Here is a 13,686-nt window from a genome sequence, read left to right as displayed (position 1 = left end):
GGTGGCGAACGCGACCGACTCACGGCGCACGCCCTGGCTACGCACGGGCGGCGGTCGCACGGTGGCGGTGTTCGGCGGCGGCGTGGCCGGTCTGTCGGCCGCCCATGAGCTGGTCGAACGCGGCTACCAGGTCACCGTGTACGAACCGTCCTTCCTGGGCGGCAAGGCGCGCAGTATGCCGGTGCCGGGCACCGCGGGCGGTGGGCGCCTCGACCTGCCGGGTGAGCACGGGTTCCGCTTCTTCCCCGGGTGCTATCAGAACATCCCCGAGCTGATGAGCCGCATTCCGTTCCCCGGCAATCCGAACGGTGTGGCGGACAACCTGATCCGGGTCGAGGGCACGGTGGCCGGCTTCCGGGGCAAACCGCCGATCTTCGTGCCGGTCGAGCTCGGCGCGATCGACCAGCTGACGCCGCAGCGGTTGCAGAACAGCATCATCGGCGGATTGAGCTTCATCCCCGAGCTGCCGCCCACCGAGCTGGCCTTCTTCGGCAAGCAGATGATGATGTGGTTCACCTCCTGCGAGGAGCGCCGGTTCGGGCAGTGGGAGCACATGACCTGGGAACAGGCATTGCGCGCCGACGGCAAGTCCCCGGCCTACCGCGACTACCTGGTCTCCGCGCTGACCAGGATCACCGTCGCCGCCAAGCCGCATATGAGTTCGGCGCGCACCATCGGCACCATCGGCGAGGCGCTCGTGCTCGCGGGCACCGGGTTGATCCCGGAGTACTCCGGCGGCATCGACCGCATCCTCAACCGGCCGACCAACGAGGCGTGGATCGACCCGTGGGTGGAGTATCTGCGCGCCCGCGGCGTGCGATTCGTGATGGGTCAGGGCGCGAGCCACATCGAGATGCGTGGCGGGCTGATCAGTGCGGTGCGCACGTCGGGCTCGGCCGGATCGAACACGGTGACCGCCGACTGGTATCTGTGCGCCGCGCCGGTCGAGCGCACCGTCCCGCTGCTGAACAATGCCGTGCTCGACGCCGATCCGAGCCTGGCGGGAATGCGGCACCTGATCGTGGATTGGATGGTCGGCATCCAGTACTACCTGCGCACCCCGACCGAACTGCCCGAGGGGCACGTCGCCGCGCTCGGCACACCGTGGGCGTTGACCGCGCTGCGGCAGGCCCCGATGTGGGTAGGCGATTTCGCGAGCAGGTACGGCGACGGCAGCGTGCGCGAATGCCTGTCGGTCGACATCTCCGACTGGGACACACCCGGCATCCTCTACGGTAAGACCGCCAAGCAGTGCACCAAGACCGAGATCGCGGCCGAGACCTGGGCCCAGCTGAAGGAATGGCTCAATACCGGAACCGGCTGGCTGCGCGACGAGGACGTGCACTCCTGGCATCTCGACCCGGGCATCACCTGGAACGACGGCGCGATCGACAACGCCACCCCGCTGCTGGTCAACACGGTCGGTTCCTATGCCCATCGGCCGCATTCGCACTGCGCCGTCCCCAACCTGTTCTTCGGCGGCGACCACGTGCGCAACCACATCGACCTGGCCACCATGGAGGGCGCCAACGAGTCCGGCCGCACCGCGGCCAACGCGATCATGGACGCCGCGGGCGACCCCGGTCCGCGGGCGCCGGTGTTCCCGCTGGTGCGGCTGCCGATCTTCGAGGCGGCCAAGGCGGTGGACGCCGACAGGTATCGAGCGAGGCTGCCTCATCTGCTGGATCTCGTGTAGGCGGCCTTTTCGGGTGGGCGGTTCGCGTCGGCTGGTCAGGCCGGCTCGGCGCCCAGGGCGGACAGCTCCCGGATGGCGGCGCAGCTGCGGCGGGTCATCGCGGCGAACATGGCGTCGCCACGAGGGCTCGGGGTACCGAAAGCCGCGCCGAATACCGCGATCAGCGAGCCCTGCGGAAGCGCGAAAACGTAGTCCTGCCAGCATTGTTCGACGGTATAGCCGCAGACGCCGAGGGCCCGCCAGTACTGCTCGACCAGACGGCGCTCGTGCCGCCTGCGTGATTCGGGGTCCAACGAGGTGCCGATGAAGAAGGCCAGGTCGCGGGCGGGTAGCGCCAGGCCGAGGGTCTGCCAGTCGACGGCTGTCACTTCCACGGACTCGACGTCGGCCACGGGTCCGGCGCCGAAGACCGGCGCCGACCGGGCCGCGAAGAGCAGATTGTCGAGGCGATAGTCGCCGTGGACGAGAGCGAAGCGTTCCGGGCGTGCGAGGAGCCAGGCCGCGCTGTGCTCGACGCAACCGCGCAGGGTGTCCGCGTCGGCCGGATCGAGGCGGTCGCCGATGCGGTCGAGGAAGGTGTCGAGGGCGGGGCCGTAGTACTCGGCGAGCATCGCGGCTTCCTCGGGAGTAGTGCGGGACAGGCCTTGTTCGTCGAGCAGGGTCGGGTCGCACCAGCGGGGGGCGTGCAGCGCAGCCAGGTTGCGAACCGCGGCTTCGGCATCGGGGAGGCCGCAGCCGGCGAGTTGGTCGCCCGGCCGGGCGGGTGCCATGTCCTCGAGCAGGAGGGTGAATTCGGAACAGTCGCCTCGGCTTCGCGCGTAATAGCAGTGGGGTGCGCGGACCGAGACGGTATCCGCCAAGCGGGTGTAGAACAGGATTTCCTGGCGGTAGGCGCCGGCGAGCATGGCGCGGGCGGCGGGGTCGGCGGCGGGGAGCTTGGCCAGGATCTGTCCGGGAACGCCGTCGCCTTCGAGGAAGACGCGATAGACGGTGCCGATCTGGCCGGTGCCGACCGCCACAGCGCGGGCGGTGCGGACAGGGCGGCCCAGGGCGGCAGTCAGCCACTCGGGTGTGAGGTCGTCGGCGGTGAGTGCCACGTCGGCGGAGCCGGGCACGCCGGAATCCGGCGCATCGGTCGATGTCATGTGATGGGCCTTCCCGGATTGGCGGGCAGTGCGGCGAAACGCTGCGCCGGGCGACGCCGGTCCCATGCCGCGACTACCCGGGTGAGTTCGGTGGGGGCGGCACCGTGCAGGATCACGCCGTCGACGCCCGCCGCGAACTGGTCGGCGATGCGGGCGGCGCACTGCTCGGGGGTGCCGGTGGCCGAGGCCGCCAGCCAGGATTCGGGCAGCAGGTCGCGCACAGCGCGCAGGGTCGGCTCGTCGGCCACCGCGTCGATCGCGCCGGAGCATCCGGTGACCGCGGGATCGATGCGGAAACGTCGCAGTACCTCGGGGTCCCAGCGATTCGCGGTGACCAGCACGTCGCCGTACCCCTGGAGGTAGGTGCCGAGCCGGCCGGCGAGTTTGCGCAGTCGCGAGGATTCCTCGACGGAGTCGTCCACGGTGACCAGCACCGACCAGATGCGTACGGACGCCGGATCGCGACCGGCGGATTCGGCGGCCGCCCGAACGATCCGCACGGCGCGGGCGGTGGTCTCGTCGGTGAAGAAGGTGTGCAGGACGACCCCGTCGGCGATGCGGCCTGCCAGACGGAGAGTGTTGTCACCGATGGCGGTGAGCAGGATGGGGATGTCCTCGTCGAGGTCTGTGTCCAGGCGCAGGAGCGGATACCGGCCCGCCGGGCCGTCGTGTCCGACGAGAGTGCCGCCGCGCCAGAGGGTGCGATAGATTCCGGCGATGTCGGTCAATTGCGCCGAGGTGACGCGCGGCAGGCCGAGGACGTCGAAGTACAGGTCGAAGCCGCGACCGAGGCCGAGTGCGTAGCGGCCTTCGGTGAGCCGGTGCAGGGTGACCGCGGCGGCGGCGGTCACGACGGGATGGCGAGTGTTGTGGTTGGTGGCCGCTGTGCCGATGCCGATGCGGGAACTGACCGCGCCCGCGGCGCCGGCCATCGCGATCGCTTCCTTGGTGTTGAACCGCTCGGAGAGGAAGATCGAGCCCAAGCCCAGATCCTCCGCGATGCGCACCTCGTCGAGCAGGGTCCGCGCCGTCGTCACGTGACCCGCCAGGCCGTAGCACCCGAGTTCCGGGAAACGCTGCGCGCTCGGCGATCTCGGCTGAGGTGGTGCGGCTCTCCCGGGTTCCGCGTCCCCCTGGTCGACGCTCATCGGCGAACCACGTCGGGCACGATCATGCGGTGGAGTTCGTCCAGGTCCCACGGTGGGGCGTCGGTGTGGTCGCGGTAGCCGAGGATCGAGGGCGTCGGGCGGTCGAAACGGCCCACGAAATTGCCTGCCGCGATGAAGATCTGGCCCGTCACCTCGCGGGCGCGCGGCCCGGCGAGAAACAGGTACAGCTGGGCGGCGTACTCCGCGGGCGGAGCGTCGAGCGCGCCGCGCATGGACAGCTCGTCGAGCAGCCCGCGCCGGTGCAGTTCCCGGATCTTCGCTTCGTATTCGGGTCCACTCGACAGCCGGGTCCGCGCGCCGGGACACACCACATTGGCGCGGACCCCGTGCTCTTTCAGTTCCGCGGCGATGGCCAGCGTCAGGCTGGTCACCGCGCCCTTGCCCGCCGCGTAGCCGGTACCGCCGTAGTCGCCGAGGTAGGCGAAGGAACTGGTGTTCACGATCGAGCCGCCGCCTCGGGCGACCATGAGCGGGGCGGCTGCCCGGCAGGTGGCGAACGCGGTCGTCAGGTGCGCGTCCAGCAGCGAACGCCATTGCTCGGTGGACACATTCAGGATCGAGGAGCCCTCGGGTTCGGCGGTGCCCGCGCAGTTCACCAGTACGTCGACGGCGCCGAAGCTTTCCACGCAGGTCCGCACGGCGCGTTCGGCCACCACGTCCTCGGCTGCCGAACCGGCCACGCCGACCGCCCGGTGTCCGGCCGCGGTCAGCTTCGCGACCGCCTCGTCCACCGCGGCGTCGTCACGCCCGTTCACCACGACGCCCGCACCCGCCTGCGCCATTTTCGCCGCTACTTCGAAGCCGATCCCCCGGGTTCCGCCGACCACCACCGCCGCGCGCATCGATCCCGACTCGCTCATACCGAGGTCACTCCCTGCCGTTGATAGTTGTGGAATCGCGCAGATGCCCGGACCCTCGCCGGTGGCGTCGCACGGATGTCGGCGTTCTGGTCGGGGACATCACCGGCCGAGCAGTTTGCCGAAGAAGACCTCGAAAACCGTCTGCGGATCGTTGATCCACTGACTCGAGGTGGACGGCACGAACGGCATACCCTCGTTGGTGTCGGTGACGACGTAGTCCGAATGCGCACCCGGCGCCCGGTCGACCAAGCCGGTACAGTCCGGGCCGCCGGTGGCGTTCACCTTCGGCAGGTCCTCCGGGTACTTGTACGGCTCCGCGCCGAACATGAAGTTGGTGTTGAAGGCCGCTCCGGGCTGGTTGCCGCCGAAGACCGCCTCGCCTTGCGGCAGCACGGTGACGACGGCGTTCACCACGCAGTTCAACGCCGGACTGTACCGGTGCAGCAACGCGGTGGCCGGGGCGAGCAGAGCCAGGGAGTCGGCGAGATTCTGTTCGTTCTCGGAGAGCACCGTGCCCACGGTCTGCGCCAAGCCGGTCACATTCATCAGCACCTCGTCGAAATCGGCGCTGTGATCGGCGAGGGCGGCCGAGGTGACGGTGGCGTTGTCCACCGTACGCAGCAGATCCGATGTGGTGTCGGCGTAGATGCCGGTGACCTGCGCGGTGGCCGCCATGTCGGCGCGCAGGGTGGGCAACAGCGGATTCATCTCACGCAGGTAGGCATCGGCGCGTTCCAGCAATTCGCCGAGTGTGGCGCCACGGCCTTGCAGCGCCTGACCGAGGGCGGCCAGCGTGGCGTTGAGCTTCGAGGGTTCGATCCGCCCGAGGATCGTCGACAGCCGCTGGAACAGCGTGTTGAACTCGACGGTCACGGCTTCGGCGCGGATCAGCGCGCCTTCGCTCAGCGATGTCGCCGAAGGCTGCGGCGGATCGACGAAATTGACGTACTTCGCGCCGAACACGGTGGTCGAACGGATGTCGACCAGGGCGTTGTCCGGCACCATCCGCATCAGCGCCGGATCGAGCTCCAGGGTCAAGCGCACCCGGTCGGAGGCGGGCTCGATGGCGGCCACCCGGCCGATCTCCACGCCACGCATCCGGACCTCGGCATCGGGGTCGAGCACCAGGCCGCTGCGCGGGACGTCCACGGCCACCACGGCGGTGTTCTGAAAGCGCCCGGTGAACGCCGCCAGGGCCAGCAGGATCACGACGACTCCCGCCGCCACGAACACCAGACCCGCCGCTTTCAGGCGTAGCACCTGCCAGACCCTGTGCAGGGTGGCGTGCCGATGTCGGTGGCTGTGCTGACGTGGGTCCACTGTTCACCTCTCGCGAGGGCGCCGGTACGCGGTCTACCGCGACTGTCTTGCCCGGTTCCCGTTGGTCATAGTACTGTCCAGACACGTGTCCATCATGTGAATTGGACAGGTATCTGTGGAAGGAATTCCGATGACTCTGGTGAAACCACAGCGAGTCTCCGGCGGGGAGCACGAACACGGGCACCTCGAGGAGTTCCGCACCGACCCGATCGCCCTGATGCGGCGCGTGCGGGCCGAGTGCGGCGATGTCGGCGCGTTCGAGCTGGCGGGCAAGCAGGTCATCCTGCTCAGCGGCGCCGAGGCCAACGAGTTCTTCTTCCGCGCGGGAGACGAGGACATGGATCAGGCCGCGGCCTACCCGTTCATGAAGCCGATCTTCGGCGACGGCGTGGTGTTCGACGCCAGTCCGGAACGCCGCAAGGAGATGCTGCACAATTCGGCCCTGCGCGCGGAGCAGATGCGCGGGCACGCGAGCACCATCTCCGCCGAGGTCGAACGCATGCTGGCGACCTGGGGCGACGAGGGCGAGATCGACCTGCTCGAGTTCTTCGCCGAGCTCACCATCTACACCTCCTCGGCGTGCCTGATCGGCGTGAAGTTCCGCAACGAGCTCGACGAGCGGTTCGCCAGGCTCTATCACGAGCTCGAGCAGGGCACCGACGCGCTGGCCTACGTCGATCCCTACGCTCCGATCGAGAGCTTCCGCAAACGCGACGAAGCGCGCGCCGCCCTGGTCGAGCTGGTGCAGCAGATCATGGACCAGCGCGCCGCCAACCCGCCCACCGACAAAGCCGACCGCGACCTGCTCGATGTGCTGGTCTCGGTGCCCGGCGACGACGGCGGTGCGCGATTCTCGGCCAGCGAGATCACCGGCATCTTCATCTCGATGATGTTCGCCGGCCACCACACCACCTCGGGCACCGCGGCATGGACGGTCATCGAACTGCTGCGCCACCCCGAGCTGCTGAGCCGGGTCACCGCCGAACTCGACGAGATCTACACCGACGGCCAGGACGTGAGCTTCCACGCGCTGCGCCAGATCCCGTTGCTGGAGGCGACGCTCAAGGAAACCCTGCGGCTGCATCCGCCGCTGATCATCCTGATGCGCGTCGCGCAGGGCGATTTCGAGGTGTGCGGGCATCACATCACCAAGGGCGACCACGTGGCCGCGACGCCGGCGATCTCCAACCGGCTGCCCGAGGACTTCCCGGATCCGGACGCCTTCGATCCGGGCCGCTACATCGACCCCAACCAGGCCGATCTGGTCAACCGCTGGACCTGGATCCCGTTCGGCGCGGGCAGGCACCGCTGCGTCGGCGCGGCGTTCGCGCTCATGCAGCTCAAGGCGATCTTCTCGATCCTGTTGCGGGACTGGGAGTTCGAGATGGCGCAGCCGTCGGAGAGCTACCGCAACGACCACTCCAAGATGGTCGTGCAGTTGCAGCAGCCGTGCCGGGTTCGCTACCGCCGCCGCACCGAGACCGCCTGAGGGCCTGGGCCGTGGTCGATCGGGGGGAACTCGGCAGAGGTGTCCGCCCCGATCGACGACCGCCGCGGAGCCGGTGCTGGGAGCTTCCGTCCCGGTGACGACGCGGACAGTCCGGTGGCGCGCCTGGACCGACCGGCACACCACCGGACTGCTCTACCCGTAGGCGACCTGCCAACTCTTGATGCCGTTGATCCAGCCGTTGGCCAACCGGACCGGCTCGGACAGCTGGCGCAGGTTCGGCATGGCGTCGGCGATCGCGTTGAACATCAGGTCGATCTCGAGCCGGGCCAGGTTGGCGCCGACGCAGTAATGCGTGCCGGTACCGCCGAAGCCGACGTGCGGATTGGGGTTGCGGCCGATGTCGAAGGCGAACGGTTCGTCGAAGCCGTCCTCGTCGAAATTGGCCGAGCCGTAGAACAATCCGACCCGCTGGCCTTTCTCGATCAGTTGCCCGCCCAGTTCCACGTCCCGGGTGGCGGTCCGTTGGAAGACCGTCACCGGCGTCGCCCAGCGCACGATCTCGTCGGGCGCGGTGCGCGGACGCTCGGCCTTGAACCTCTCCCACTGGTCGGGATGGTCCACGAAGGCCTTCATGCCGTGGGTGATGGCGTTGCGGGTGGTCTCGTTGCCCGCCACCGACAGCAGGATCACGAAGAAACCGAACTCGTCGGATGCCAGTGCCTCGCCGTCGATGTCGGCCTGGATGAGCTCGGTGACGATGTCGTCGGCGGGACAGGTCCGGCGCTGCTCGGCCATGTTCCAGGCGTAGCCGAGGACTTCGGCCGAGGCCATGGCCGGATCGCCGAATTCCGGGTCGTCGTAATTGAGCATCTGGTTCGACCAGTCGAAGACCTTGCGCCGGTCCTCCTGCGGGACGCCGAGCAGTTCCGCGATCGCCTGCAACGGCAACTCGCAGGCGACCTGCTCGACGAAGTCGCCGCTGCCCTCCTTCTTCGCCTCGTGCACGATCCGCTCGGCGCGTTCGGTGAGCGCCGCGCGCAGGCTCTCGACCGCGCGCGGGGTGAAGCCCTTGGAGATGATGCGGCGGATCTTGGAGTGCTTGGGCGGGTCCATGTTCAGCAGCAGCGCGCCGGTCTCGTTCATCTGCGCGGGGGTGATGTCGCCCGGCAGCCGGATGATCGAGCCCTTGAGCTGGGAGGAGAAGACCTCGGGGTTACGCGAGATCTCCTTGATGTCGTCGAGTTTGCTGACCACCCAGTAGCCGCCGTCGTGGAATCCGCCGGAGTCCTCGTCGGATTGGGCGTTCCACCACACCGGCGCGGTGCGGCGCAGCAGGGCGAACTCCTCCACCGGCCTGCGGTCGGCCCAGAGCGCCGGGTCGGTGAAGTCGAAACCCACGGGCAACGACGGTGAGTTCATCTCGTCCTCGCTCAAATCTGCCTCCTGGAGTGTGTAGCGATGCCGGGGTGCGCGAATCCGCCCAGCAGGGGTAGGTCGCGATAGGTGCGCACGCCCGGTTCCGCCGCGACCACCGCGGGCACCGAGTTCACGCAGTGCACGGCGGTGGCCACGATGCCGGGGTGGCGGGTCAGCGCGGTGGTGTTCTCCGCGGACAGGCGTGGCTTCTCGGCATGCATGCCGGTGATCACCGCGTGCGCGCCTGGGTCGCCGACGATGCGGATGTCGTAGCGCTCGCCTGCGGGGCCGAACTCCCAGGCCGGCTCGAGGTTCTTCTCGCCCATCAGCCAGTTCACCCCGACGGTCACCACCGGGTTCCCGTCGACGGTGCCCTGCCACCGGATGCGCTGCGCGGCCACCCGGCCCGGCTGGATGGGACCGATCGGGGAATCGATGGGAGCGGTGGCGACGGCGACCTCGTGCACGGTGCGCAGGTCGTCGTCGAGATCGATGCCGAGCATCTCGCCGACCAGCCGCACCGACTGCCCGTAGCCGCCGGCGAGCATGCCCGCCATGAATCCGCCGGTCGCCTCCTCCGGCGTGGCGCCGAAGCGCATCCAGTCGCGCACGACCTCCGGTGCGCCGTAGGTGCGGATGTCGGAGAACTCGTGCGCGTGCACCTCGGTGATCGAGCCGGAGAAGGCCGAGAGCACGATCGGCAGTTTGTCGGTCATGCCGCCGGGGTGGATGCCGGTGCCGTGCAGGCTGACTCCGGCGTCCCGGCACACCGCGTCGAACTTCTCGCGCTGCGCGCCGGGCGGATGGAACCAGCCGAGCGGGGTGACCATGTTCTTGCCCGATGCCAGGATCGCCCGCATGACCGCGGTGTCGGCTCGGAGCGGACTGTAGATCACGCAGTCGGCGGGCAGGGCCAGCAGCGCCGCCACATCGGTGGTCGCGCGTATCCCGGTGTCGGCGCGCCCGATCAGCGCACCGGCGTCGACGCCGTCCTTGTCCTCGCTGTGCACCCATACGCCGACCAGATCGAGGCCGGGGTGGTCGAGCACGCCCTCGACGGCGGCCTGCCCGACTCCCCCGGTGGCCCACTGGATGACGCGGATTCTGTTGTCTGTCATCGTCATTCGCCTCGCTGTCCGAACACCTGCCGCCTCACAGCACGGTGAGCGGCAACGGCTTCCCACGGTCGGCGAAGGCGAAGTCGGCGCCGGTGCTGAAGCGGGTCACAGCGACCTCCGATGCCTCCGCGAACGGCTGATCGGCCAGCGTGAAATCGACCGTGAGACCATCGGCCGCCTGGACGGCGCTCGCGACGTAGCGCGGGTTCACGCCGCGGGCCAGTGCGTTCAGCGGGGCGAGGTGGTCCACGTCGAGCATCGACGGCCAGGTGCCGTCGGTCCGGGCGCCGCTGTCGGCGGGGATGTGCAGTCGCACGCCCTCGCCGTCGCGGGAGACCTCGACACCGGTGTAGGGCACCGGATTCAGCGCCGGGTGCACCGACAGGACCGCGGCCAGGCCCGCGCCGTCGTCGCCGGCTCCCAGGCAACGCCGCAGTCGCTCCGCGGTGAGTCCCGCGATTCCGGTGAACTGCTTGCGCACGATGTCGCGCGCCTCGTCCTCCCCGGTTCTGGCGCGCACCGCGATGCGGAAACCCAGGGTCAGCAGGTGCTGTTGCAGGCACACCTCGCCCGCGATGCGCGCCAGCGCCGAATGGGAGAAGTCGCCGAAGCGCAGATCGCTCAGCAGCGGACCGGCGTAGTCGCCCTGACCGACGTCGTCCGGGTCGATGGGGTCCAGAACGACGTGCGCGGCAGCGGAATCGGCCAACACATCGGAGTTCGGCGGGATCGCGGGCGGCTCGTGCGAGGCGTCGATGGTGACCGTCCACGCGCACACCGGTTTCCGATCGGCGGGGGCCCGGGGCGGACGGTGGATCGGGCGGACCTGCGCGCGCGGGTTGGTCGCCAGCGCGGTGGCGTCGAAGGTGGGGTCCTCGATGTCGTGACACATCGCCACGACGAACTCCTCCCCCATCGGCTCCACGTCGGCCAGCGCACCGCAGTGGTCGAGCCAGAACTCCCCGTGGTCGTGATCGTGGACCCGGTACCGGAAGTCCATGAACTGCGGAGGGGCGCCGATCTCGAGCTGCATGCCCTTGAAGATGGTGTCGACGCCGTCGCCGACGAAGCCGAGCGCGCGCTGCATGCGGCGGGTGTAGACCGGGCTGGCGGTCTGCCATTCCTCGATCGCCACGCCCGCCATGCCTTCCCGGCCGAAGGCGGCGATGGTGTACGCCATGCCGCAGCGGTCGATGAGGTGCCCGCACAGCAGCAGTTCGGGCACCAGCGCGGCCAGGGTGTCGCGTGACAACGACCGGAAGACCATCACTTCGCACCTTTCGATCCGGTGCCGGACTCGTCCTCGACGAGCGACAGGGCTTGGGTCGGGCAGTACCGGATCGCGTTCGCGACCTCCTCGCGCCGATCCGGCCCCGGCGTGGGATCGAGGATCTCGACCTGACCGCGCTTGGGCACGGAGAAGATGCCGGGCGCTTCGGCTTGGCAGGCGGCGTGGCCCTGACACAGATCCAGGTCGACGACGATCCTCACGGCGCGTCCCCGGTCGCGGCGGGACGCGGCGCGATCGGCGCCTCCGGCTGCACCTCGACCAGCACCAGATGCGCGCCACGCGGGGCACTGACCACCGCGACCACCGCGTCGGCCAGCTGCGAGGCGCGCAGGAAGTACGGATGCCGGGCGAAGCCCCACTTCTGCCAGGCCTCGAGCATCGGTCCGACCCGTTCGGCGGGCGAGGTCAGGCCCATGCCGGTCTGGGTCGGTCCGGGCCGCACCAGCGAGGCGCGGATGCCGGTGCCCTCCAGCTCCATCCGCATCTGCGTCACCATCGCCTCGACCCCTGCCTTGGCCGCGCTGTAGGCGCCGGTCTGCGGGCGCGGGAGATCGGCGCAGTCGGAACTGATGAGCACGATGTCGCCGCGCTGCCGCTCCAGCATCCCCGGCAGCACCCGGTGCACCATCCGGTGCGCGCCCACCAGATGCACCTGCACCTGCTTCAGGAAGTCCTCGGTGGGCATCTCGCCGACCGGGCCGAACTCGATGTCGCCCGCCCCGGAGACCAGCATCTCGGTCGGGCCGTGGGCGGCCTCGGCGGCGGTCACGAACTCCTCGACCGAGTCGCTGTCGAGCACGTCCAGGCGATGCGCGATGGCGGCGCCACCGTCGGCGCGGATCTTCTCGGCCAGCTCCTCACACAGCTCCACCCGGCGCGCGCCCAGGGCCACCGGGTGACCGAGCTGGGCCAGTGCCACCGCGGTGGCCGCGCCGATGCCCGAGGACGCGCCCGCGATCACCGCGGGGCGGATCGTCGGATGGGGTTCGAAACGAGGCATTCAGCGCACCTCCACGGTGATCGGCAGATGGGCGAAGCCGCGCACGTTGGTCGAGTGCACGCGCTCGACGCCTTCGGTCACGACCTCGTAATCACGCACCCGCGTGAGGAACTCACGCAGCGCGACATTGGCCTCCAGGCGCGCCAAGTGCGCACCGAGGCAGAAGTGCACGCCCGCGCCGAAGCTGGCCAGGGCGCTGGTGCCGGTGCGGTCCAGCCGGTAGGAGTCGGCGTCGTCGAAGGCCGCCGAATCCCGGTTGGCCGAGCCGATGAGCAGCAGCACCTTCGAGCCGGCCGGGATGACCCCGCCGTGCAGCTCGATGTCGACCGTCGGGCAGCGCGCCACCATCTGACTCGAGGTGTCGTAGCGCAGCGTCTCCTCCACCCACTCCGGCACCCGCTCCGGATCGGCGACGACCTTGGCGAGCTCGGCCGGGTTGCGCCCCGCCCAGTACACCGCGTTGCCGAGCAGTTTGGTGGTGGTCTCGTTGCCCGCGACCACCATCAGGAACATGAAGCCGATGATCTCGTCGTCGGACAGCGAGTCGCCGTCGATCTCGGCGTCCAACAGCGCCGAGGTCAGATCGTCGGTGGGCTGCACGCGCCGGTCCTTCACCATGTCGGCGTAGTAGCCGACCAGGCGAAGCGAGGCGTCGATCGCCGCGTCGGGCACGTCGAGCACCCCGTCCTCGCGGTGCACCACCAGATCGGCCAGCCGCCGGACCTCGGCGCGGTCGGACTCGGGCACGCCCATCAGCTCCGAGATCACGTCCATCGGCAGCTTGCCCGCGAAGTCGTCGATCCAGTCGAGACTGCCGCGCTCGAGCGCGGGACCGAGATACTCCAGGGTGATCTCCCTGATCCGCGTCTCCATCTCGGCGACGCGGCGCGGGGTGAAGCCCTTGTAGACGAGCTTGCGCATGCGCATGTGCCGCGGATCGTCCATCGCCAGGAACGACATGGTGCGATGCGCGTGCGGACCCCACGCGGCGGGATCGAGCGAGACCCCGTTGGCGCTGGAGAACCGGCCCGCGTCACGGAAGGCCGCCATGACGTCCGCGTGCCGGGACAACGCCCAGAAGTCCAGGTCGGGATTGTGGTACAGCGGCGCCTCGGCGCGCAGCCGGGCGTAGATCGGGTACGGGTTCTCGTGGAACGAGTAGTCGTACGGATCGAATGTCAATGGTTCCACCGACGCCGCGGTCATCGCACGGACCCCCAT

12 protein-coding genes are annotated in these 13,686 nt (G+C 69.4%); 2 read left to right on the top strand and 10 right to left on the bottom strand.

The window, feature by feature from the left end:
• Position 1 precedes the first annotated feature (1 nt).
• Positions 2-1,696 carry a hydroxysqualene dehydroxylase gene (locus NS3_RS20700; RefSeq protein ID WP_084495778.1) on the top strand — a complete coding sequence of 565 codons (1,695 nt, stop codon included), beginning with the start codon at positions 2-4 and terminating at the stop codon, positions 1,694-1,696.
• Positions 1,697-1,731: 35 nt separating this feature from the next.
• Here NS3_RS20700 and NS3_RS20695 read toward each other — a convergent pair whose 3' ends face one another.
• The 4 genes from NS3_RS20695 to NS3_RS20680 form a co-directional block, all read right to left on the bottom strand.
• Positions 1,732-2,841 carry a phosphotransferase gene (locus tag NS3_RS20695; protein WP_067862254.1) on the bottom strand — a complete coding sequence of 370 codons (1,110 nt, stop codon included), beginning with the start codon at positions 2,839-2,841 and terminating at the stop codon, positions 1,732-1,734.
• Complete coding sequence (locus tag NS3_RS20690; RefSeq protein WP_084495777.1) at positions 2,838-3,989, bottom strand: TIGR03857 family LLM class F420-dependent oxidoreductase; 1,152 nt, start codon at positions 3,987-3,989, stop codon at positions 2,838-2,840. The genes NS3_RS20695 and NS3_RS20690 overlap by 4 nt, the downstream gene beginning before the upstream one ends.
• Complete coding sequence (locus NS3_RS20685; RefSeq protein WP_157101444.1) at positions 3,986-4,870, bottom strand: SDR family NAD(P)-dependent oxidoreductase; 885 nt, start codon at positions 4,868-4,870, stop codon at positions 3,986-3,988. Before NS3_RS20685 ends, NS3_RS20690 begins: the two co-directional genes overlap by 4 nt.
• Before the next feature lie 99 nt (positions 4,871-4,969).
• Positions 4,970-6,148, bottom strand: a complete 1,179-nt coding sequence (locus tag NS3_RS20680) for an MCE family protein (RefSeq protein ID WP_157101446.1) — start codon at positions 6,146-6,148, stop codon at positions 4,970-4,972.
• 172 nt (positions 6,149-6,320) lie between these two features.
• Here NS3_RS20680 and cyp51 point away from each other — a divergent pair, with 172 nt between their 5' ends.
• Complete coding sequence (gene cyp51, locus NS3_RS20675; RefSeq protein WP_067862250.1) at positions 6,321-7,679, top strand: lanosterol 14-alpha demethylase; 1,359 nt, start codon at positions 6,321-6,323, stop codon at positions 7,677-7,679.
• Positions 7,680-7,832: 153 nt separating this feature from the next.
• Here cyp51 and NS3_RS20670 read toward each other — a convergent pair whose 3' ends face one another.
• Genes NS3_RS20670 through NS3_RS20645 form a run of 6 tightly spaced genes read right to left on the bottom strand, consistent with a single transcriptional unit; the run spans position 7,833 to position 13,671 of the window.
• Entirely contained in the window at positions 7,833-9,059 is a 1,227-nt protein-coding gene (locus tag NS3_RS20670) for a cytochrome P450 (protein ID WP_067862297.1), read from the bottom strand.
• An 11-nt stretch (positions 9,060-9,070) separates the two neighbouring features.
• Positions 9,071-10,180: an NAD(P)H-dependent amine dehydrogenase family protein gene (locus tag NS3_RS20665; RefSeq protein ID WP_067862248.1), complete on the bottom strand. Its 1,110-nt coding sequence runs from the start codon at positions 10,178-10,180 to the stop codon at positions 9,071-9,073.
• Positions 10,181-10,208: 28 nt separating this feature from the next.
• The gene (locus NS3_RS20660) at positions 10,209-11,441 is read right to left on the bottom strand and encodes a hypothetical protein (protein WP_067862246.1); all 1,233 of its coding nucleotides are present in this window, start codon (positions 11,439-11,441) and stop codon (positions 10,209-10,211) included.
• Complete coding sequence (locus NS3_RS20655; protein WP_067862244.1) at positions 11,441-11,665, bottom strand: ferredoxin; 225 nt, start codon at positions 11,663-11,665, stop codon at positions 11,441-11,443. The genes NS3_RS20660 and NS3_RS20655 overlap by 1 nt, the downstream gene beginning before the upstream one ends.
• Positions 11,662-12,465, bottom strand: a complete 804-nt coding sequence (locus tag NS3_RS20650; RefSeq protein ID WP_067862242.1) for an SDR family oxidoreductase — start codon at positions 12,463-12,465, stop codon at positions 11,662-11,664. Before NS3_RS20650 ends, NS3_RS20655 begins: the two co-directional genes overlap by 4 nt.
• Positions 12,466-13,671 carry a cytochrome P450 gene (locus tag NS3_RS20645; RefSeq protein ID WP_067862240.1) on the bottom strand — a complete coding sequence of 402 codons (1,206 nt, stop codon included), beginning with the start codon at positions 13,669-13,671 and terminating at the stop codon, positions 12,466-12,468. It lies immediately after the preceding gene.
• Between the last annotated feature and the right edge of the window lie 15 nt (positions 13,672-13,686).

The sequence above is a fragment of the Nocardia shimofusensis NBRC 100134 genome (assembly GCF_001613125.1).
GTDB lineage: Bacteria > Actinomycetota > Actinomycetes > Mycobacteriales > Mycobacteriaceae > Nocardia > Nocardia shimofusensis.
The sequence above is the reverse complement of the archived record's forward strand: the minus strand, read 5'-3'. Positions and strand labels throughout refer to the sequence as shown.

Coding starts and splice junctions, on each gene's coding strand:
- NS3_RS20695 (WP_067862254.1), bottom strand. CDS start 2,841: ATGACATCGACCGATGCGCCGGATTCCGGCGTGCCCGGCTCCGCCGAC.
- NS3_RS20690 (WP_084495777.1), bottom strand. CDS start 3,989: ATGAGCGTCGACCAGGGGGACGCGGAACCCGGGAGAGCCGCACCACCT.
- NS3_RS20685 (WP_157101444.1), bottom strand. CDS start 4,870: ATGAGCGAGTCGGGATCGATGCGCGCGGCGGTGGTGGTCGGCGGAACC.
- cyp51 (WP_067862250.1), top strand. CDS start 6,321: ATGACTCTGGTGAAACCACAGCGAGTCTCCGGCGGGGAGCACGAACAC.
- NS3_RS20670 (WP_067862297.1), bottom strand. CDS start 9,059: ATGAACTCACCGTCGTTGCCCGTGGGTTTCGACTTCACCGACCCGGCG.
- NS3_RS20665 (WP_067862248.1), bottom strand. CDS start 10,180: ATGACGATGACAGACAACAGAATCCGCGTCATCCAGTGGGCCACCGGG.
- NS3_RS20660 (WP_067862246.1), bottom strand. CDS start 11,441: ATGGTCTTCCGGTCGTTGTCACGCGACACCCTGGCCGCGCTGGTGCCC.
- NS3_RS20650 (WP_067862242.1), bottom strand. CDS start 12,465: ATGCCTCGTTTCGAACCCCATCCGACGATCCGCCCCGCGGTGATCGCG.
- NS3_RS20645 (WP_067862240.1), bottom strand. CDS start 13,671: ATGACCGCGGCGTCGGTGGAACCATTGACATTCGATCCGTACGACTAC.